At 39.2% G+C, this 21,864-nt stretch carries 20 protein-coding genes and 1 tRNA gene; 19 read left to right on the top strand and 2 right to left on the bottom strand.

Annotated elements, in window-relative coordinates; translation table 11 throughout:
* The first annotated feature begins 4 nt into the window (after positions 1–4).
* The 7 genes from ACQ2HE_RS01965 to ACQ2HE_RS01935 are packed head-to-tail and all read left to right on the top strand — an operon-like array spanning position 5 to position 6,891.
* Positions 5–481 carry a hypothetical protein gene (locus ACQ2HE_RS01965; protein ID WP_430895061.1) on the top strand — a complete coding sequence of 159 codons (477 nt, stop codon included), beginning with the start codon at positions 5–7 and terminating at the stop codon, positions 479–481.
* Positions 478–1,638: an LGFP repeat-containing protein gene (locus ACQ2HE_RS01960; protein ID WP_430895063.1), complete on the top strand. Its 1,161-nt coding sequence runs from the start codon at positions 478–480 to the stop codon at positions 1,636–1,638. The genes ACQ2HE_RS01965 and ACQ2HE_RS01960 overlap by 4 nt, the downstream gene beginning before the upstream one ends.
* 4 nt (positions 1,639–1,642) lie before the next feature.
* A complete protein-coding gene (locus ACQ2HE_RS01955; RefSeq protein ID WP_430895065.1) occupies positions 1,643–2,119 on the top strand; it encodes a hypothetical protein in 477 nt (158 codons plus the stop codon).
* Positions 2,120–2,121: 2 nt separating this feature from the next.
* Positions 2,122–2,544: a DUF3592 domain-containing protein gene (locus tag ACQ2HE_RS01950; RefSeq protein WP_430895067.1), complete on the top strand. Its 423-nt coding sequence runs from the start codon at positions 2,122–2,124 to the stop codon at positions 2,542–2,544.
* Entirely contained in the window at positions 2,541–3,356 is an 816-nt protein-coding gene (locus tag ACQ2HE_RS01945; protein ID WP_430895069.1) for a hypothetical protein, read from the top strand. Before ACQ2HE_RS01950 ends, ACQ2HE_RS01945 begins: the two co-directional genes overlap by 4 nt.
* Complete coding sequence (locus ACQ2HE_RS01940) at positions 3,357–6,263, top strand: ligand-binding sensor domain-containing protein (RefSeq protein WP_430895071.1); 2,907 nt, start codon at positions 3,357–3,359, stop codon at positions 6,261–6,263. It abuts the gene before it with no gap.
* A gap of 1 nt (position 6,264) precedes the next feature.
* Positions 6,265–6,891: a response regulator gene (locus ACQ2HE_RS01935; RefSeq protein ID WP_430895073.1), complete on the top strand. Its 627-nt coding sequence runs from the start codon at positions 6,265–6,267 to the stop codon at positions 6,889–6,891.
* A gap of 61 nt (positions 6,892–6,952) precedes the next feature.
* Here ACQ2HE_RS01935 and ACQ2HE_RS01930 read toward each other — a convergent pair whose 3' ends face one another.
* Positions 6,953–7,579 carry a hypothetical protein gene (locus ACQ2HE_RS01930; protein WP_430895075.1) on the bottom strand — a complete coding sequence of 209 codons (627 nt, stop codon included), beginning with the start codon at positions 7,577–7,579 and terminating at the stop codon, positions 6,953–6,955.
* A 102-nt stretch (positions 7,580–7,681) separates the two neighbouring features.
* Here ACQ2HE_RS01930 and ACQ2HE_RS01925 point away from each other — a divergent pair, with 102 nt between their 5' ends.
* Genes ACQ2HE_RS01925 through ACQ2HE_RS01905 form a run of 5 tightly spaced genes read left to right on the top strand, consistent with a single transcriptional unit; the run spans position 7,682 to position 13,340 of the window.
* Positions 7,682–8,173, top strand: a complete 492-nt coding sequence (locus ACQ2HE_RS01925) for a hypothetical protein (RefSeq protein ID WP_430895076.1) — start codon at positions 7,682–7,684, stop codon at positions 8,171–8,173.
* A gap of 53 nt (positions 8,174–8,226) precedes the next feature.
* Entirely contained in the window at positions 8,227–10,644 is a 2,418-nt protein-coding gene (locus ACQ2HE_RS01920) for a TonB-dependent receptor (protein ID WP_430895078.1), read from the top strand.
* Between the two features lie 35 nt (positions 10,645–10,679).
* Complete coding sequence (locus ACQ2HE_RS01915; protein WP_430895080.1) at positions 10,680–11,555, top strand: heme/hemin ABC transporter substrate-binding protein; 876 nt, start codon at positions 10,680–10,682, stop codon at positions 11,553–11,555.
* Positions 11,542–12,585 (top strand): FecCD family ABC transporter permease, encoded by a 1,044-nt coding sequence (locus ACQ2HE_RS01910; protein WP_430895082.1) that lies wholly within the window; start codon positions 11,542–11,544, stop codon positions 12,583–12,585. The genes ACQ2HE_RS01915 and ACQ2HE_RS01910 overlap by 14 nt, the downstream gene beginning before the upstream one ends.
* Positions 12,582–13,340, top strand: a complete 759-nt coding sequence (locus tag ACQ2HE_RS01905; protein WP_430895084.1) for an ATP-binding cassette domain-containing protein — start codon at positions 12,582–12,584, stop codon at positions 13,338–13,340. Before ACQ2HE_RS01910 ends, ACQ2HE_RS01905 begins: the two co-directional genes overlap by 4 nt.
* Before the next feature lie 386 nt (positions 13,341–13,726).
* Here the strand turns inward: ACQ2HE_RS01905 and recQ are convergent, their stop codons facing one another.
* The gene (recQ, locus tag ACQ2HE_RS01900; RefSeq protein ID WP_430895086.1) at positions 13,727–15,988 is read right to left on the bottom strand and encodes a DNA helicase RecQ; all 2,262 of its coding nucleotides are present in this window, start codon (positions 15,986–15,988) and stop codon (positions 13,727–13,729) included.
* Positions 15,989–16,227: 239 nt separating this feature from the next.
* Between recQ and ACQ2HE_RS01895 the strand changes: the two genes are divergently transcribed.
* The 7 genes from ACQ2HE_RS01895 to ACQ2HE_RS01865 all read left to right on the top strand — a co-directional run bounded on the left by ACQ2HE_RS01895 (position 16,228) and on the right by ACQ2HE_RS01865 (position 21,845).
* Complete coding sequence (locus ACQ2HE_RS01895; protein WP_430895088.1) at positions 16,228–17,196, top strand: KpsF/GutQ family sugar-phosphate isomerase; 969 nt, start codon at positions 16,228–16,230, stop codon at positions 17,194–17,196.
* 109 nt (positions 17,197–17,305) lie between these two features.
* Positions 17,306–18,388, top strand: a complete 1,083-nt coding sequence (locus ACQ2HE_RS01890; protein ID WP_430895090.1) for a mannose-1-phosphate guanylyltransferase — start codon at positions 17,306–17,308, stop codon at positions 18,386–18,388.
* A gap of 118 nt (positions 18,389–18,506) precedes the next feature.
* Positions 18,507–18,579 (top strand) — tRNA-Phe (locus tag ACQ2HE_RS01885).
* Positions 18,580–19,139: 560 nt separating this feature from the next.
* On the top strand, positions 19,140–19,751 hold the full coding sequence (locus ACQ2HE_RS01880) for a TetR/AcrR family transcriptional regulator (RefSeq protein ID WP_430895092.1): 612 nt from the start codon (positions 19,140–19,142) through the stop codon (positions 19,749–19,751).
* A gap of 96 nt (positions 19,752–19,847) precedes the next feature.
* Positions 19,848–20,165: a hypothetical protein gene (locus tag ACQ2HE_RS01875; protein ID WP_430895094.1), complete on the top strand. Its 318-nt coding sequence runs from the start codon at positions 19,848–19,850 to the stop codon at positions 20,163–20,165.
* A 2-nt stretch (positions 20,166–20,167) separates the two neighbouring features.
* Positions 20,168–20,788, top strand: a complete 621-nt coding sequence (locus ACQ2HE_RS01870) for a TetR/AcrR family transcriptional regulator (RefSeq protein ID WP_178888493.1) — start codon at positions 20,168–20,170, stop codon at positions 20,786–20,788.
* Between the two features lie 76 nt (positions 20,789–20,864).
* Entirely contained in the window at positions 20,865–21,845 is a 981-nt protein-coding gene (locus ACQ2HE_RS01865) for an NADH-quinone oxidoreductase subunit B family protein (RefSeq protein WP_178888494.1), read from the top strand.
* Positions 21,846–21,864: the final 19 nt, after the last annotated feature.

The raw sequence follows: 21,864 nt of genomic DNA, 5'->3' as shown, positions 1-21,864 counted from the left end.
GATTATGAAAAGTATCATCACGGCATTGTTTTGTAGTATTTCTTTGATGACCATGGCTCAAAAAACAATTGCGGTTGACACGTCTTCTAAACCGAATTTGCGTCAATTTCAAAACAAAGTAACGCCGCTGTCTCCTTATGAAAGAGAGCACAGATCTTTTAATGACAATGGCACTATTGTAAATTTTTATGAAAACAACTTATTAGCAGGAAAAAGATGGAGTGTTGATATGCTGGGAAAAACAGAGCTTTCGTTTCCTACATTATCAGCAGATTGGAATGATGTGATTTCTTCCTTGCTATTGCCCAAAAACTACAAAGTTGTTTTGTATGAACATGCCAATTTTCAGGGCGAACAGAGAATTATATTAGGATTGAAACAAATTGAACATAGCGACAAACCCGTTTGGACAGGCACTGTAAACTTTGCCAATACTGAATGGAATGATAGAGTTAGTAGTATAAAAATCATCAGATTATGAAAATGAAAATTTATTTGTTGACTAGTATGGTCATTCTTGTCAATCATTTTTCTTACGCACAGTTCACTAGGAACAATACAGCTGCTCAGCCTACATTGAACCTACAAATGGAAGAAGCTAAGAAATTAATTCAACAGAAATCAACTCAACTAAAACTTGGAAGTCCTCATGCAGAAACTCCAGAAGTAAAACCAACTGCTGTAAGAGGTGGGTACTACCAACGATTCAATAGTGGTTGGCTTTACTACAATCCAAAGATGAAGGCCGCTTTCTTTACATCCGGTGAAATAACTGTAAAGTGGGGAGAATTGGGTTATGAATCTGGCATAATGGGATTTCCGGCAGGTGATCTAGTGAACACACCAAATAGAACCGGAAAATTTCAGGTTTTTGATAATGGAACACTCTACTTTAGCCCTACTACCGGTGCGCATTTTATAAGAGGTGAAATTAGAAATGAGTGGCTGAAGAGGGGTGCTGAAAATTCGGCGATGCTAGGGTTTCCGAAAACTGATGAGCTTGAGATTTTTGAAAATGGATACACTCGGTACCAGCAGTTTGAGAAGGGCAGTTTGTTTTTTTCCTTATCTGAAGGAGTAGCATTTGTGAATAATCCTAATCAAACCCAAGCGCCTGATTTGGGCTCTCAGTTCCGTACTGTTGAAATCGAAGTTACAAGCATCTACGGTTCGGAGTCGGGTGTAACCATTGAAAATACATTAGAGTTGTACGGATGGTTTGATTTGAGAGTATATGTGAAGAAAGATCAAGAAGTGCGAGATATTGAAGGGCGTTCACACTCCATTTTCAATATTGAAGAAAAGCGATATGCCACCATTGGTTATTCCGATGGTATTACTCCCAGCTTACAAGGTCGAGATTTTCACAGAAAGTACAAACTTAGAACAGAAGATATAGAACAAGGTGCATTTATTCGTGCTATTGGATGGTTAAATGATGTAGATGACGATAGCTCAAATGATTACTTAGGTATGCAAAACTCCTCCGGAAAAGTAAATTATAATGGTGGAAATCATCGGTATCATGATCAATTGTTAAAGCCTTTATTGGCGAAAGTAAGCGACTCTGTTACTTATGCCTTTGTTGAAGGGAGCGACAATGTTATTATAAAAATTAAAATTACGGTCACAAAATAGGAATATGAAACATACATTATTATTTATACTTGTTTTAATGAGTTTTGCAGTTCAAGCTCAAACTCCGGAGGAAACAGCCGCAAAAATAAAAGCCATGAGAGAAAAGGCTTTGCAGGGCACCATTAAATTTGAGATCAGTGGAAAAACCTATGTTAACAAAGCTTCTATAATAAAAGCATCAAAAGGTTTTTATGTAGTGCAAACTTTCAACATGGGGACAGGACAAGATTATATTTTCTTGCCGTTTCTAAAGCTTTTGGCAAGTACACAAACAATTTCAACTGGAAAAGAAGATCAAGGTTCTTGTTTTGTAAATGGAGTACTATATAAAATGGTAGGAAAGGTCACACTTGTTTCAATAAAAGGAGCAATCAGCGGTAGTTTTTCAGGATCATTATACAAAAGTGTTAAGGGTGTAAATAAGTTTGAAACGGCATCGAGCGGCGCAATATCAGGTAGTTTTGGAAATTTACAATTGTAACTATGACTATTCAGCATCCTATTCTTGTTCGAATTATTTGTTTTGTATCGGGCCTTTGTTTTTTGTTTTGGTCGGTTAGTTCATTGTACAGCTATTTTCAAACCGCCTATTTTAAGCAAAGTGCTGAAGCTGAGGTAATCGGCTATGGTAGGGTTGGAATGGGACCGGTTCGGCCCAAGCTTTCATTCGAATTCAAAGGGAAAAAATACATGTCTCTTTCAATGAATTTTCCGCTACGAATATTTAAAAGTCGCAAACCTTATGCAATTGGAGAAATAGTTTCAATTGGATTTGATTCTAATAAACCGTCTTTCGTTGCAATAAAGAACTGGTCTTTTTGGATCATTTATGTGATTGTTTTGTTGATGTCATTCATTTTATTTTCCATTGGAATTAAAGGAATGCCAAAGAAAAAAAGTGCATGAGAACTTTGTTGGTGTCTTTATTTATAACGATGGCTTTGAGCGTAAAACCTCAAAAGCCATCTTTTCTTTTAGACAGGGCGCAAGTATATTTAATTAAGTTACCGCCAGGATTGGACAGTTCCAATGTGGTATTGAAGGTTTTTTCAAAAAAAGGCCTTGCGCTTCCGCCGTATTCTTTTCTACCTGGCGGTAAAAAGAAGCAATCCGGAACTTTTGTTTATACCAAAGATTCTAGTTCTTATATCGGTGGGATTCAACTACCCCTTTGCATTCCCTCCGGTACTTGGGTTTGGTTCTTTAATTATGACGATCACTTACTTATTGTCGACGATGACTTATATTTAAAAATTACAGAACGAGGCGGGAGGGCTCTGCCGTATGAACTTCCGCAGTCGTTCGATTTGTTACAAAAGAATGTGTACAGTTTTAGGGATTTAAAAAACATTCAACTAAACAACTCAAAACTTCTGCTTAATCAACTTTCTGTGCCTAAATTTAAGGATACAACTGTAGAAGTTCGTTATAAAGATAGTTTGACAATGCCGCTCTTTTTCAAAGATCCACGATTTTCGAAGTTTTGGAATGAATTAAAAAGGGACAGTGAATTGAAGTTTGATTTAAATGGGTACGTGTTTATGAATCAACTTTGGATTCCACTTAAAAAAAGTGTCAGAAATTATTCTGATGGGTGCAATGCAGTGTTGCAAAATTTTCAATTAAAAAAGCACTGTTTTGATGGCGGCTTTGTACCAACTATTCCAAACGGCGTAAAGTACGATAGGATATTTATTAAATTGGTTTTTAAGAAATAGATGGGACTTAAAAAATTTATCAGTATTGCAATTGGTTTGAGCTGCGTATTTTTATTACAAGCACAAGAATACAAGGCAGATAGATATACCATTGAAACAGGAATGCCTTCAAATTACGTAGAACAAGTTATATCCGACAGTACCGGATTTTTATGGGTGGCAACCAAGAAGGGCATCAGAAGGTATGACGGATATCAATTCATTCAAAAGAATCATCCTGGAAAGAACATCGTGAGTATTGCCGGTAATGCAACCGGTTTATTCTACACAAGTAATAATGATGGTCTCTTTTATTATTCTTATAGTCGTAATCAGTCTCTTGTAATTGCCCCCACACATTTTGAAGACAGCAATGCATTGAATGATCATTTCAGTAATTTGTTTTCAGATACTGATGGATGGGTATGGTGTACTGATTTCTCAAATATTAAGAGAATTAATCTGGCTACAAAAGAGATGCAACAATTTGCATTAAATGGAATTTTTAATACAACAGATAGAATTGCTAGCTTTACGGAACCTCGTAAAGGATGTGTTTGGATAGCTTCCATAAACGGGTTATATGTTTGGGAAAAAGAGTTGAAAGCTATTAGGAAGCGAAATGAAACAGTCTTCAGTCAACCATTTACAGCTATTGAAAGCATAGGCAAAGATTCAATAGCGCTTGCGGGTTTTTCTTGGGTGTATGTAGTTAAAGCTTCAACATTTGAAATTCTTAGAAAAATTCCATTGGAGCCCGGTGCTACTGTTCAAAAAATAGCCAGCATTCAAAGTCCTACGAGAAAGTCGCTTGTATTCGCAACTAGAGGGTCGGTGTTGGAATATGATTTTGTATCAATTAAGAAGATTTTTAGCCTTGACCGTTTTAGCGGGGTCATCAATCATTTACATGTACAATCCAATGCGTTGCTGTGGATAAGCACCTCGCAGGGTTTGATAAAGCTTACACCTAGCCAGTCTGCTATTAAAACCTATTTTTTACCATCTGCATACTCGTTTGACGAGAATCAGATTGTGCAGGTTGCTCCTGTAGATAATAGGGGAAACTATTTTGTGCTAGGTACAGCGGGAAAGCCCATAATAACAGATCTACTCACTTCTTGGGCTACAGTTCCTGTGCCTACAGCGGTACATTTTGTTTTAAATGATATTGACAGAATTCTGTTTGCTACCGATAAGGGAGTGTACAAGTACGACCCGGTTCATAATAAACTGGTACATTTTCCGAAGTCTTCATCTTTTTCCATTAAGAAGCTAGTTAGAAAGGGTATGACAATTTGGGCGCTTTTGAAATCGAATCGGGTTGTTGTACTTAATGATATTGATTTCAGTGAACACACAAACAGGATTATTTATGATGATGTTTTTTCGGTCGCAAATGTTTGGAATGACATACAAGTAGACGATCAGAATCAAGTTTTTTTAGCCGGCTGGATTTCTACCAACTATGGTATAGCAAAATATGATTCAACTACTAAAAGGTTTGAAAAAGTAGCAAGTAAAACACCATCAGAAAGAACCCTAATAGGCGATTATTATAATAGGATTTGTGTTTCGAAGAACTTTCATCTTTTGGTTTCTGGTTATGGTGGTTTTAATAGTTTTGATGAGAATGGAATCGCTCATAAAAAAATTTCGATAGATTCTTATCCGTTTCCAAATGAACATGTAGAGGGAATTCAAGAACTTCAAAATGGCGAAGTGTGGATGGGAACCGAAGAAGGAATAGTTGTCTGGAATCCGAGATCCGATCAAGTGCAGCAAGTCAGCACTCAAAATGGATTGTATTCCAATTATGCTGTACATGGGTTTGATCTTTTGCCTACCGGTGAAATAGCGGTCGGCTTTAATAATGCGTTAAGTTTGATAGCACCTGATAAGGTGTTTAATACGAGTTTAAATGAAAAACTCGTATTATCTGCTTTGTATATGAATGGTTCCTTGGTAGAGGAAAAGACGATTGTAGAAGTTAGTCCTGAAAACAGGAATCTCACTTTTCACTTTAGTGCACTGAATTTTGCTGATGAACGAAAGTTGAATTATCAATATCGAATAGACCAAGGTAATTGGCAGTCTTTGGGCCATGTTCCAATTTGGTCGTTTTCCAATTTTAAACCCGGACGTTACATTGTTGAAGTTAGAGTAAGCGACAATACAGATCGTTGGCAGTTAAAGCAACTGAGCTTTGAGATAATAGCCTATCCAAGATTTGTAGAAACACTCTGGTTTCCGATTGTTCTTTTCGCAATTGTTGGGCTCATTTTGGTCTCCATACTTATGTGGAGAATCAGAGAGTTGAAACAATTGAATAATTTACGACAAGAGATATCGCAAGAGCTTCATGACGAAATGGGCGCCACGCTGAGTTCTGCAAAAATAATGAACGATATAGTATTGAAGGATATGGAAATTAGCGCTAAATCGAGAACCTATTTGTCTCGGTTAGCAAAAGAAATTACCCAACTTCAATACCAGCTTGAAGAGATTATTTGGAGTCTCAAGCCCGGTAATCAAAATTTACGAGAAGCGATTGAGAAGGCGATTCAATTTGGAACGAGTGTATTTGATGCAAAAGACATTCACTTTAATCATAATATTCAATTTGATGAGGTACAACAGCCGGTGTCTTTTGAAGTAAAAAGAAAACTGTACCTCTTTTTGAAAGAGGCAATGAACAATATCGCCAAACACAGTAAAGCGAATAGTGTATTATTAAATGTTGAACTGCGGAATGGCCAAGTTAAGATTGAGATTAAAGACAATGGCGTGGGCTTCTCTGTAAGTGAAGTTAGTGCTAGAAATGGAATTGATGGAATGAGAAAAACTGCTGAAAAATTAAAAGCTGAATTGAGAATTGAATCTATGCCGAATAAAGGAACGTTTATATCCTTGGAAACAAAAATTTGATATGATTAAAGTTGCTATTTATGAAGATCATGCTAGTTTATTAGAATCCCTTGTGATTTTAGTGAACAATCAACCCGACATGAAAGTTGTTCATGATGCTGTACATTGCAAAACAATTGAAAAGGATCTCGAGTTGTCCCTCCCTGAAGTGATTTTAATGGATATAGACATGCCCGAAGTGAATGGGATTGAAGCTGTACGACGGGCAAAGTTAGTATTACCTGATCTCCAGATTATTATGTTCACTGTATATGAAGACAACGAGCGCTTGTTTCAGTGCTTGCAAGCTGGAGCCAGTGGTTATTTGCTAAAAAAGAACAATGCCGATGAGATCCTTGCAGCAATCAAAGACGTTTATACCGGAGGAGCACCCATGAGTCAGGAAATAGCCCGCAAAGTGATCAATGCATTCAATCAGCCAACAACTCAGTCGCATGGATTGAGCGATCGAGAAGTTGAATTACTGCAGAAACTTGCATTAGGACTTCCCTATAAAATCATAGCCGCTGAATTGGGTATCTCACTTGAAACTGTTAAAACGCATCTAAAGAACGTTTATCAAAAGCTTCATGTTGCTAGTGGAACAGAGGCTGTTGCAAAAGGCTTGCGAATGAAGATTATCAAATAGAGAATCGAGAGCCGGCTATATTGCGATGTAAATGTTGGACCCTTGAAGCGCCAACACCAGCTTACTGATCTTTCCAAAACAAGTACTCCGATTTAATAATCCAAGAAAAGCCAAATGCCATAAGGGCTATACCTTCACACCAGAATACCACTTTGTTAGGATTCATTTCTTTATAGAAGAAAATATATCCAAGAATAATGGTTAGAATGGTTGCTATCATAATAATGCCGCAAATGAGGTACACTCGATTGCGGTATTTTTTTGGCTTAGGAAGGTGTTCCGGGTCCGATTCTGTTTTGCGAAACAAGTATATTGAGAATGTAATGAAGCAAACGAAGAGAAGCAGTGCTGAACTTAAATGCACCCTGCTTACCCATTTAATTCCGGTAGTATCCGGAAATAAAGCTGCAATTAAGGCAAATGCTCCGGCAAGGGTGGCAATGCGATCATCCCATTTATCATAACCTTTATAAGAGAAAAGGAAAAAACCGAGTACGAAAAGCACACCAACGAATATATCTCCGGCTGCACCGTTGTCATAATAATCACTGATGGAAATTTCAATGGTGGCGTCGCCTTGTTGAATCCATTTGGCAAAAAACAAGGCAATTGGCAGTCCAAAACCCATGGCACCAATCATAAGCCTTAGGGTATAATGAGAAATAATCAAATTAGATGTTGGCTTCATGAAATTAAGATACGTTAATTGACTGGTATTTGAAATTTTCGACCACTCAACACTTTAAAGAAATCAAAAGGTTGTTTTCTCGTAAATTAGGCGTCTAATTGCATGAGAAAAGCGCCCGCCATACTGCTTTTGGTTTTAACCGCTTTCACCTTAGTGGGCGGTAGGGTGTTGTTTGCCGTTGAGCAAGTTCTTATTAAAATGCAACAAGAAAGGCTTGTTTTGCAATCGGTGCCCAATTCTCAATTGGTATCTTTTAGTGCTAGCGACAAAATCATTTGGGAAGAAGAAGCAAAAGAATGTTATTATCAAGGAGACTTGTACGATGTGGTTCGATCCGAATTAAAGAACGGCCAAACGTATTATTACTGCGTAAAAGATGGCGACGAATCTGAGTTGGTAAAAAACTACACAAGCCATTTCCCAAATCAGCAAAAAAGAACAGCTCAAATTAGTACGCTTACCTATTTTTTTGAATACAAGGAGTTTTCTATTGCTCCGGTATCGTTCAAAATTATTCGAGCAAAATCCCTTTTTTTAGTCTCCATTCCGGAAGACATTCATAAAGAAATACTCATTCCTCCTCCAAATTGTTAGTGCATTTGTTCACTGACCTACATTTTGATTTCATTTTCTAATTTAATGCATACATGAAAAGAGTATTTTCTTTCATGCTCTTGTCGCTTTTATTTATTGCGGCAAAAGCACAACAAATCATTTCTTCAGTAATAATCGACGCCAGCACTAACCAGCCACTATACGGAGCTACAGTTTCTATCGGGGCACAAAAAGTAACAACCGATGTAAACGGAGCCTTCAAAATCAATTGCGATGGCGCAAAACAAATTACCATTTCATTTATTGGCTATAAAACAGCTGTATTGGCTGTAACCAACTGCAAACTTCCGGCCACTATTTCACTGGCATCTACTTCTACTTTGCTGGAATCAGTAGAAGTAAGCGGCAGTACCAACAAAGCAACACTGTACCAGCCGGCTGCCATTTCGAAAATTAATATGACGGAATTGAATCGAGGAACGGGCTTATTTCTCGATGACGCTATTCAAACCAATATGACGGGAGTTATCATGAACCGTCGCTCTGTTGCCGGCGGACAACAATTCAATATTCGTGGATACGGCAATGGTACGCGCGGTACCAGAGGCGTGAGTAGTAATTTCGACGGACAAGGATACAAGGTCTACTTCAATGGCATAGCCCTTACCGACGCGGAAGGGATCACAACTTTTGATGATATTGATTACGGATCATTGCAACAAGTGGAGGTTATCAAAGGACCAGCAGGTTCGCAATACGGATTGGCTATAGCAGGTGTGGTGAATATCAGTACACGCAAAGCCGAGAAGAACAAAACATCGTTGAGTCAACAGGTGTTGTTGGGAAATTATGGTTTGAAGCGGTTTACCACCACCTTGCAAGCGGCTGGCGACAAGTCGTCACTGTTACTGATGTACGGCAAACAATCTTCAGATGGCTATACTATTCACAATGCTTCTAAGAAAGACTTTGTAAGCTTGGTTGCCGATTTTCAACCCACCGAAAAGCAAACCATCAGTACTTTTTTGGGCTACAGTAACAGCTATGATGAAAGAGCGGGCGAGTTAACGATTGCTCAGTACGAGGGAAACGATTATTCCGGTAATATTGAGTATATCAAACGAGATGCACACAGCAAAGTAATTACCTATCGTGCAGGGACCAGTCATTCCTATGTTTTTAATCGAGTTTGGTCGAATACAACCAGTTTGTTTGGAACTGCATTTAATAGCAATGCAGCTTCTGCTTCAGGTACTACCGATAAAGCAACACTTAACGTTGGCTTACGTTCTGTTTTTAATACCAATTTAGATTTGGGAAATGGAATCAGTTTGAAAGGGGCCACAGGAATTGAAACACAGAAGCAAGTAGCCAACACCATGGGTTATAGCATGAAGAAAGACCCTAAGGATACCACTACAACATGGACTTATGGCCGAAGCCCCTACTGGGTATTGAACGCTGCAACATCGAATGTGTTTACCGATGTAACCAACAGCCATCTTTTTACTGAGTGGACACTTTCGCTGCCCAAAGCATTTTCTATCACCGCCGGTATTGGAACATCCAGAATGAATATCTATTTAAACGATCGTTTTAATACTTCTACAGCAACCAAACCCGATAAGTTTGAAAAAACCTATAAGGATATGGTTTCACCGCATATTGCTATCAATAAAGTAATTAGCGATAAGATCTCGATTTTCGCTTCTTATAGCAAAGCCTACAAAGCGCCCGTTTCTTCCTACTTCTTTATAAGCACACCTGCAGTTGCCACTACTCCTGCAACCCCCGCTACTGCTTATTTGAATGAAGTGTTGAAGCCTGAAATCGGAAATCAATTCGAAATCGGAACCAAAGGGCAATTGTTCAAAGACAAATTCCAATATGAATTGGTGTATTTCAATACCGTATTCTCCAATAAAATGACGGCCGTATCAGTTCCGTCTCCTCTTTCAAGTACTACAACATTGTATAGTTATGTAGTAAATGGAGGTAAGCAAATTCATAAAGGAATAGAAGCTTCACTTCGTGTTAATGCATACGAGAGCAAGGGTGGATTTGTTCGCAGCTTCCGACCCTTCACCAATCTTACCTATTCTGATTTCAAATATGGCAACAACTTCACCATTCAAAAATCGGCTACGGTTACTGAAGATTACAGCAACAAAGCGGTTGCGGCTGTTTCAAAATACGTGTTCAACTTTGGCGTAGACCTCAGCTTTGCAGCTGGTTTTTATGCAAACATCACTTATAACTATCGCGATAAAATGCCCATCACTTCTTTGAATGATGTGTATACTACGAGTTATAATTTGTTGAATGGAAAATTAGGGTACAGCAAATCATTGGGAAAACATTGGAACATTGATTTGTCGGCCGGCGTAGCCAATGCAACCAATACCAAGTATTTTATCATGGTATTTGCCAATCAGTTGCCGGATGCCTATGTGCCTGCAGCAAGAAATGCGCAGGGATATGGATCAGCTATGTTAAAATATAATTTCTAAATTTAATGGGAGGGTTTTCCTCCCTTTTTTATTGTATGAAAAAAATACTTGTAGCAGCAGCATTGATTAGTTTGATAGCTGCTTGCGGCCGATTCAAAAACAAGTCAAAAGATGGCGATAGCGAAAGAATTGTTTGTTTGTCGAAACAGCTAACAGAATACGCTTTTGCTTTAGGTCAAGGCCATAAGTTGGTGGGTGTTGATTTGAGTTCAACTTATCCCGACAGTGCCAAACTGTTGAAAACCGTAGGCTACCATCGGGCTCTGAATGCAGAGGGCATTATTTCTTTGAATCCGGATCTGGTGATTCACAGTAATGATATTGGTCCGGAAGGCATTATCCCTCAACTTGAAAAAGCAGGATTAAACATCAAAGTTTTTGGTGGCGCTAATACCATTGATAGCAGCAAGCTATTATTGAAAGAAATGGGTGCTTATTTTAAAGTGCCGGCTAAAGCAGATTCTTTGATCAAGATCATGGAGGCTGATTTAACAAGGGCAGATAGCATTCGCGCTGCAAGTAAGTTCAAGGATACTCCTTCTGTAATGATCATTCATTTTGGGCGAGCTAGTAATATCTACTTTGTAATGAGTGGAAGAAAGGGCCCAGGCGATCTATACATTCAATTGGCGGGAGCAAAAGTGACCGGATATGATGCCAAAGGTGCACGTCAAATTAGTGGTGAAGCAGTAGCTGCTGCGAATCCGGATATCATTATTGCAACTGATTTTGGGTTCGATCAACAAGGCTCGATAGATAAGTTTATTGAACAAGTGCCCGGAGTAGCGCTTACGAATGCCGGAAAGAACAAGCGTATCATTCGTTTTGAGGAACACGATCTCGTTTATTTCGGTCCAAGAAGCGGAAAGAATATTTTGAAACTAATGGAATTGATACATGGCCAAAAATAAATGGCTCAATTGGTTGTTACCTCTGCTTCTATTGTTGGTGATTATAACTGCCACTGCAATAGGAGCAGTTTCTATTTCATTGGAAGATATGTACAACGCCTTGTTACATAAATTCCAAGGTCAGAAAGCGGCATCGGTATATGAAGGAGTGTTCTTGTATTTGAGAACACCTCGGGTATTGCTTTGCGTTATTACAGGTGCTGCTTTGGCAGTATCCGGGGTACTAATGCAAGGCCTGTTTAGAAACCCGATTGTTGAACCCGGCATGGTAGGAACCAGTGCCGGAGCTGCTTTTGGTGCATCAGTAGTCTTTGTGCTCGCTGCAAGTTGGGAGGCTTCGGCGAAAATCTATGCTTCGCTTACCATCGTCCCTTTATTTGCGTTTGCAGGGGCCATATTATCCACCTTGTTGGTGTATCGTTTGGCGGGGAATACAAAATCTGTTTCACTTGTACATTTGTTATTAATAGGAATTTCAGTGAATGCCGTTGCGCTCAGTGGAACCGGCTTCATGAGTTATACAGCCCGTGATCCTCAAGCGCGTAGCATTACCTTCTGGAATTTAGGAACCTTTACCGGTGCTAGTTGGACGCAGGTTGCCATAACGGGAAGCATCGTAGGTCTTAGTTTGATTTTTTGCCGTCGCTATGCTGCCCCATTGAATCTTTTGTTATTAGGTGAATCTGAAGCCGCCTATTTGGGAGTATCCGTTTCCAAACTAAAGCGTCAATTGCTTATTGTAAACACATTGCTCGTTGCTATAACCACGGCTTTTGTGGGGGTGATCAGTTTTGTAGGATTAATAGTGCCGCATATATTGCGTTCCTTGATTGGCAGCGACCATCGAAGATTGATACCTTACTCCGCAATGGCAGGAGCCATTGTAGTAGTATTGGCCGATCTTTTGGCGCGTATGTTATTGGCTCCAGCGGAAATTCCAATTGGTATCATTACTTCATTAGTGGGTGCACCCTTGTTTATAGTTTTATTGAAACGTTCTTCCTTTCTTCTAAAAAACAATCAAAGTTGATCACCATAAAAGACATACAATTTAGCATAGGTCAAAAGCAGATACTTACCGGTATTTCAGCTCAATGGAATAAGGGACGTTTTCATGCAATTGTGGGTCCGAATGGTTCGGGGAAGTCAACTCTGTTGAAACTGTTAACCGGAATTACAAAGCCGAGCCGGGGAGTGGTAGAATTATTTGGAAAGAATATAGAGCAGTATAGTACATCGGAATTGTCGAAGTTAAGAGCGGTGTTGAGTCAGCAGCAACCCATCGATTTCCCCTTAACTGTTTTTGAAGTGATCATGATGGGGCGGTATCCTTATTTCGATTTTCAACCCAATAAAGCAGATGAAGAACTGGTGTTAAAGCTTGCAGCTCAATTATCGCTTACTGCGTTTTTAGATCGTTCTTTTCAAACTTTAAGTGGTGGAGAGCAGCAGCGCGTTCAGTTTGCGCGGGTTTTGGCGCAATTAGATGGATTGAGGGCAGGGAAACAAGCTTGTTTGTTGTTGGATGAACCGTTGAATAATTTGGATATTAAATATCAGCATCAATTGCTGAAGGAATTAAAAGCTGCCATGCACGAGGATATGATTGTAGTGGCGGTGATTCACGATCTAAATTTGGCCTTGCAGTATGCGGATACACTTTCTGCAATGAAAGATGGGGAACTTGTTTTTTGTAAGAATAGAATTGAGATCAATGAATATGAGTGGGTGGAGGATGTGTTTGGGGTGAAGGTGGAGATGGGGAAGGGGATTGTAGTGAAATAGAGTTTTGAGTTTTTCGCAGCTTCGCTGCTTGCTGAGTCACAAAGTGACACAAAGGGAAATAAGTAGCACAAAGGGTTCATGTTTTTAGGAAGACTGATTCACCCCGTTGCTCATTAAATTTTATTTTTTTAACCGTAGCGGCGCGGCGTCCTTCGACAAGCTCAGGAACCGCTCAGGGCATGATCGCGGCGGAAACGCAGCGCTGAGAAGCTGACCGTATTTGTTCCGTCATAATCTATACCATAGATACACAGATTAGAGCTTGAGTTTCTAATCTGTGCTATTTTTTATTGAATCGTTAGGGTTATCTCGAATCGCTGCGCTCTTCCCGAATAAGCTGTGCTTTTCGGGACAGGCGGATGATTTTTTTCGCGGAGCGAAAAAAATCACATCCCGTATTGAGCTAAGAATTTGATGCGCATGATTTTCAATTGTTCCCAATTGAAATTGCCATCAGCGAGTTCTTCGAGTGCTACTTGTAAGGAAGATGTTTCGCAACCTTTGAAGTATTCGAGAATGTCTTCTTGTTCTTCTTCGTCCAACATTTCATCAATGGCGTAATCGAGGTTGAGGCGGGTGCCGCTTGCTGCGATGGTTTCCATCTCTTCCAATAATTCATCCATTCGCATACTTTTATTAGCTGCGATGGTTTCCAGTGGAATTTTCTTATCGGTTTGTTGAATGATGTACACTTTGTTACCGCTCTTGTTCACGACGCTCTTCATCACAAAATCATCGGGACGAACAATGTTATTGTCTTCCACATATTTCGCAATCAACTCCACAAAGGGTTTACCATAGCGAAGTGCTTTTCCTTTGCTTACTCCCGAGCATTTGTCGAGATCCGCAATAGTAGTGGGGTAGAGCGTTGCCATGTCTTGCAGAGAAGTTTCCAGGAAGATAACGAAAGGAGGCAGGGCCTTTTTCTTTGATTCTTTCTGACGCAACTCCTTCAACATTTCAAACAAGCGTTCATCCGTTGCACCACCGGCATTTGCTTCTGCGCCTTCATCGTCATCGGCATGTGCTTCTTCAAACAAATTGTTCATCACCATCATGAACGAGTGCGGTTTTTTCGCGAAGGCTGTTCCTTGTTTGGTGATTTTTAATACGCCGTAATCTTCGATGTCTTTACTCAACAGTTTCTCCAACAACATTTGACGAATCAAGGAATTCCAGTAATGATCGGGTTGATCGTTACCGATTCCGAATTCAGCAATGCCGTCGTGACGGAACATCGTAATATTTGGAGTTAATCTTCCAATTAAAATGTTCACTACGTATTCTGTGGCGAAGCGTTCGTCCAACGCTTTGATCACTTTGAGTGCTTTCACTACATTGTCTTGCGCTTCGTGTTTTTCTTTTGGATGCAAGCAGTTATCGCAAGCATTGCAATTCTCTTGCTCATAGGTTTCGCCGAAATAACTCATCAATACTTTTCGTCTACACACTCCACTTTCGGCAAAGGCTACGGTTTCATTGATCAATTGCGCGCCTACCTCACGTTCGCTCAATGGCTTGTCGCGCATTAAGTGTTCGAGTTTCGATACGTCTTTATGAGAATAATATAAAATACAACGGCCTTCCAAACCATCGCGACCGGCGCGGCCGGTTTCTTGGTAGAAGTTTTCGATTGATTTCGGAATGTTATAGTGGATCACGAAACGGATATCGGGTTTGTCGATGCCCATACCGAAGGCGATGGTGGCGCAAATCACTTGTACGTCTTCGTTCAGGAATTGGTCCTGACGCTCTGCTCTTAGTTTGCTATCTAAGCCTGCATGATACGCAACGGCTTTGATGCCGTTTGCCATAAGTATGTCGGCCATTTCTTCGGTGGTCTTTCTATTCAAGGTATAGATGATACCACTCTTTGTTTTCATACTCTTGATGAAGCGTACGATGCTTTCATCAGTTTGTGCTTTCTTGATCTTGGGTTGTACTTCGTAGTACAAATTGGGACGGTTGAAAGAGGAGATGAAAATTTGTGGGTCGCGAAGGCCGAGGTTTTCGGTGATGTCAATTTGAACTTTCGGAGTAGCGGTAGCAGTGAGAGCAATCACGGGAATATCGGGATTGATCTGTTGCATCATTTCATGAAGACGGCGGTATTCCGGACGGAAATCATGTCCCCATTCTGAGATACAGTGTGCTTCGTCTACTGCGAAGAATGACAATTTAAGATCAGAAAAGAATTCAAGGTTTTCTTGTTTGGTGAGGGTTTCCGGTGCCACATAGAGCATCTTGGTATGACCAGCCAACAAGTCGTCATGAACTTCTTTGATTTCTTTTTTGGTAAGGGTGGAGTTGAGGAAGTGGGCGATGCTGTCTTTGCTGCTATAACTGCGAACCAGATCTACCTGGTTTTTCATTAATGCAATCAGGGGGCTCACGATGATGGCTACGCCTTCACTTAAAATGGCAGGTAGTTGATAGCACAAACTTTTACCACCGCCGGTTGGTTTGATAACAAAAGTATCTTTTCCAGCCAGAAGGTTTTGGATGATCGCTTCTTGGTTGCCCTTGAATGCGTCGAATCCAAAATGTTCTTGAAGCGCTTCGTGAAGCACTTCGCTGCTATATTTAGAACTTGATTTCTTTGGTTTTGCTGCCTTTTTAGGGGCTGCTGTCGATTTTTTAGTTGCCATGCTCTGTTGTTTCCATCACACAATTGGTTTTTCTTAAGGTACCAAAAAAGCCGGACATAAAATGAAATTCAACCCTTTGGATTATAAATAATCCTCATATTCGGCAAGCAAGTAAAAGAGCCCGATTTTTTTGGAGGGATGCGAAGTTACTAAAATAGTGGGCTATCTGGTACTATTAAAATGGTAAAAAACAAGTCATAATTCAACAAAAGGGGCAAAAAACGATAATTTTGCGACCTATGACGGACAGATCACTCATTAAATCGGTGGCAGCCAGAACAGTAAAGCTGGAAGCCCAGGCGATTGCCAATTTGGAAACCTTTATTGATGCCGACTTTGTGAAAGCCGTGGAAGCGGTGTATCAGATGAAAGGAAGATTGGTGGTAAGTGGGATTGGCAAGAGTGCAGTAATTGGGATGAAAATAGTGGCCACTTTGAATTCTACCGGTACGCCGGCGGTTTTCATGCATGCTGCCGATGCCATTCATGGTGATTTGGGGATGATTCAGAACGATGATGTGGTGTTGATTATCAGCAAAAGCGGGGAGAGTCCGGAGATCAAAGTATTGGTTCCATTGGTGAAGAATTTCAAGAATATTGTGATTGGCATGGTGGGCAATACGGAGAGTTTCTTGTCGAAGAACAGTGACATTGTTTTGAATACAACGGTATCGCAAGAAGCTTGTCCGAATAATTTGGCGCCTACCTCAAGTACTACGGCTCAGTTGGTGATGGGAGATGCCATGGCGGTAGCTTTGATGGAGCTGAAAGGCTTTACCAGCGAGGATTTTGCGAAGTTTCATCCTGGTGGTGCGTTGGGTAAGAAATTGTATTTGCATGTGGCAGATTTGTATAAAAATAATGAGAAGCCGGTAGTGAGTCCGAAGGATTCTATTAAAACAGTAATCTTAGAGATATCGAAAAAGCGATTGGGTGTAACGGCTGTGTTGGATGAGAAGGGAGTGCTATTGGGGATTATTACGGATGGTGACGTGAGAAGAATGCTGGAGCATCATTCAGAATTGGGGGGAATTGTTGCGCAGGACATTATGACGAAGACCCCAAAGACAATTGAATCGGATGTGTTGGCGGTGGTGGCATTGGATGAAATGAGAAAGCAAGATGTGAACCAATTGGTGGTATTGGAGCAGGGAAACTATGTAGGCATTATTCATTTGCACGATTTGATACGCGAGGGATTGATATAGGTGTTATCTTTATAAAGAAGTGGCTCCTAACAAATTATGTAACCAAATCCTATGTTTACAGATACGAAACGGGAGTTCAGTTCGTTAATACCTAGAAACCAAGGGAAACATGAATAAAAACCAGTATGTGGCCATTATGGCCGGCGGAATTGGGAGTCGATTTTGGCCCATGAGCAGAACCAACTTGCCAAAGCAGTTTTTGGATATTTTGAATACGGGCAAAACTCTAATTCAAGCCACATACGATCGATTTGCTGCATTCATTCCGGCAGAAAATATTTACGTAGTTACTTCCAACGAATACATCAATATTGTAAAGAAGCAATTGCCTCAATTGCCTTTGCAGAATATATTAGGAGAGCCATCAAGAAAAAATACAGCACCTTGTATTGCTTATATTTCATTTAAGGTTCAAGAATTGGATCCCAATGGAACCTTGATAGTGGCTCCTGCCGATCATTTGATTCTAGATAATATTGCTTTTACGAAAGTATGTTTGGAGGCCTTGAGTTTTGTACAGAAGCACAATGCGCTCATAACTTTGGGAATCAAGCCAACCTATCCGAATACGGGTTATGGTTATATTCAGTATGAGCAACAGGAAGTAGCAAACAACGTGTATAAGGTGAAGACCTTTACGGAGAAGCCAAACCTAGAGCTGGCCAAGGCTTTTATATCGAGTGGTGAGTTTTTATGGAATGCGGGTATTTTCGTTTGGCAGGTGAAGAATGTGATCAAGGCCTTTGAGAAGTTTTTGCCGGAGATGTACGATGTGTTTCATGCCGAGCGAGAATTTTTTAATACTACGGAAGAGGTAACGGCAATAAATAGGATTTATCCGCAGTGTACCAATATTTCTATTGACTTTGGTATTATGGAGAAGGCCGATAATGTGTATGTGATTCCGAGTAGTTTTGGATGGAGTGATTTGGGAACTTGGAACAGTGCGTATGAGAATTTGGAGAAGGATTATTTGGAGAATGCGGTTGCCGGAGACAATGTGATTGTGTTTGACAGTTTAAGAAACATGGTGCATTCGCAGAATGATAAGTTGGTGGTGTTGCAAGGCTTGGAGGATTTTATTGTGGTGGATAGTGATGATGTGTTGTTGATTTGTAAAAGGGAAAAAGAGCAGGATATAAAGGAGTATGTGGCGGAGGTGAAGCGCAACAAGGGCGATAAATATTTGTAGTGAAAAGGTGGATTTAGTGTTGATATTTTTGGTAGAAAGGCGGGGATGACTTATTTTTGCGTCCCTGTTGAGCGATTAGGAAATATAACTAGTTAATTATCAGGCACATATTAGAACTGGTGCGGTAGCTCAGTCGGTAGAGCAAAGGACTGAAAATCCTTGTGTCGGCGGTTCGATCCCGCCCCACACCACAAACACTAACAAAAAGCCTTATAAATCAATAATTTATGAGGCTTTTTTTATTTGGGGTACACAGTGGGGTACACTTTATTTGGTCCAAATAATTACAAATCAACATTACTAATATAATAATATTTTGCCACTACGCCTTCTCTTGCCCACACAAATGCTTTTTTATTTAGGGTACACAGATTTTGTGATTTCCCTTTCAGGATTCTGATTTGACTTATCTATGTTATAAGATAAGTCTATTGAATTAAAATGTGAAGGGAATAGCTTTGATTTCTAAATTTTCATCTCAAATAAGGGTGTTTAAAAAATAAAGCTACGGGGGAATATGAAGGGTATTGAAATAAATTTAAAAGAATCACATAAATTGAGCCACTCAAATAAAGACTAGGTAATGAACTAATTATTTTGTTTTACTGAGACAAATATTTATTATAACTCCAGCTCTTTATTTTAAATGCACCAGAACTACTGAATATGAAAAATGAAATAACATCTTAAGAATTCCTTTACTGGAGATCAAATTGGCTCTTTTCATTGGCATAATATATCAATTCATCATTTGAAGCCTACAAAAAAACATATAAAGGATCACGCATTAAAACTCTTTAATGAAAAAGGATTTGTGAATGTACGTCTACAACATATCGCAGATGCTGCTTTTGTGAGTGTAGGCCATCTTGCGTATCATTTCAAAAATAAAGATTTAATCATTGAAGATCTTTATGATGAGTTAAGAAGAAATCAAGAAGGGTTATTGAATAAGTTTAGGGTGGTTCCATTATTTGAAGACATCAACTGTTATTTGATTGAAATATATATGCAACAGTCAGAGCATATTTTCTTTTATGCTGATATGCTTGAGGTGTTGCGATCATTTCCAGAGATACAAACCAAACATTCCAAACACCTGATGTGGCAATCTGCACAAATTAAAATGATGATTGCATTTAATTGTGCAAGGGGGTCAATGATAATGTTGACTGACCAACAGCAAGATTATCTTGCATGGCAGTTGCGCTCTATGATTGATATGTGGCATTATATTAAAAAAACCGAAGGGAAGAATGATGTATTATTACAACATTTTTTGGAAGATATTTGGGGTATTCTAAATCCATTTTTTACCGATATGGGTACCAGAGAATATCATCAGCTATCTGGGGGTATATAATTTTAATGTTTCTTTAGAGTATTTTTTCTAATTTCAAGCAAATAAATTTTAGAATTGTTTTCGAGATTTAAAATTGATTCTGAAGTATATGCTTCCATGTTGAAGTATATTGATGGATTTTCCTCTACTGAAGTAAATGGATTGAATGAGGATGCAACATTTATTAATGAAGATTTCTGGCTTCAAAATACCGCAGTAATAGAAAATGTAGAACGCAGGAATGGAGAATGGAATATCTATCTCATTTTTGCCCACCACCTTATTCCCCTGAAATTCATAAAGCGCAAGATTGTTAATATGTCTTGCCCCAAAAAAGCATTCCTGACTGCACATTATATGCGCAGACAGGCAGCAAAGGATCAAAGAGGAACTTTAGTATTAAATATGAAATTATTCCAAACTAATTTCAGTTAATTATGAGTGGTACAAAAGAAAAAATAATAGCCGAAAGCAAAGACCTTTTTTTTGAAACTGGTATTGCTAACACTAGGCTACAACAAATTGCAGATGCCTGTAGCATCAGTGTTGGTAACCTTGCCTATCATTTTAAAAACAAAGAGACAATAGTTGAGGCAGTGTATGATAATCTCTTTGAAGAATTGTCATCAATTTTATCTCAATATATTAACCATAAGCATTTACAAGGGTTTGATATTTTGTTTTCCCGACTCTATTTCTTTTATGAACATAATCGGTTTACTTTCAATAATACTTGGGAAATTGAACGCAACCATCCGGAGATTCAAAAAGAATGGCTCACTGTCAATAATAAAATTCTACAACAGTTAAAACGAAAAATTCAAGTTTGTCAGCAAGATGAAATCTTCAAACCCGAGCCTGTAAAGGGAAATTATGACTTACTAGCCCACAGTCTACTGATTCTGATCAACAGCTGGATTCCTCAACAAATACTACGACAAATGCCAGTTACAGAGAAATTATACAAAAATTGTTTATGGAATCTTCTTTATCCAAATTTTTCAAAAAAAGGGGCTTCCATTTATCATGAGATTATTGTCCCCGAAAGATTTATATAAAAAATTTGCTAGGTTAGAAAATTCTTTCTAGATTTAGAAATAATTTTCTAAATCAACAGTATAAAAACGATTGCTTATGGCTAATGTTTTATGGTTACAAGGTGGTGCCTGTAGTGGTAACACAATGTCTTTTTTAAATGCTGAGGAACCTACGGTTGTAGAATTGGTTGTGGATTTCGGTGTCAATATTTTATGGCATCCATCCATAGGTTTGGAGATTGGCCATCAGGTAACTCATCTTTTACATGATATTTTGGCAGGTAAAGTACAAATGGATATTCTTGTTTATGAGGGTTCTATAATTGAGGGACCGAATGGAACAGGGACTATGAACTATTTCTGCGACAGACCAATGAAAGATTGGGTGAAAGAACTTGCAGCAGTAGCTGGTTATGTAGTAGCCATTGGAGATTGTGCTACTTGGGGAGGTATCCCAGCAGTACCACCTAATCCTAGTGAAAGTACAGGTATGCAGTTTCTAAAAAAAGAAAAAGGAGGTTTCCTTGGAGCTGATTATAAATCAAAAGGCGGACTACCTGTTATTAATATTCCTGGTTGTCCTGCGCATCCAGATTGGATTACTCAAATTTTGGTAGCCATTTCTACAGGTAGAATTGGAGATGTATTGATTGATGAATTTCATCGTCCTAAAACATTCTTTACAGATTTTGTACAAACTGGGTGTCCTAATGCCATCAGTTTTGCCCAAAAAATGGATGGCGGCTTTGGTAAAAGAGGCGGATGTCTCTTTTATGAAGTGGGCTGTCGTGGACCAATGACCAGAGCAAGTTGTAACAGAATTTTATGGAACAGAACAAGTAGTAAGACCAGGGCTAATCATCCATGTCTGGGTTGTACTGAACCAGGTTTCCCGCACAATGATCTTGTAAAAGGTTCTGTATTTAAAACCATGAAGTATCTAGGCTTCTTGCCAAAAGAAGTGCCGACTGGTGTTTCCAAACTCGGCTATTACTCAAGAGCTGGAGTTGAAAAGGTAATGGGATCTATAGAACGGGTTATGGGAACAGAACAGGAACATTTTGAAACCAGTAAATAATCTTCAAATAAAATTCAAA

This window comes from Endoryza foliicola (genome assembly GCF_050589245.1).
Classification (GTDB): Bacteria; Bacteroidota; Bacteroidia; order Chitinophagales; family Chitinophagaceae; genus Endoryza; species Endoryza foliicola.
This window is presented reverse-complemented; position numbering and strand designations above follow the sequence as displayed.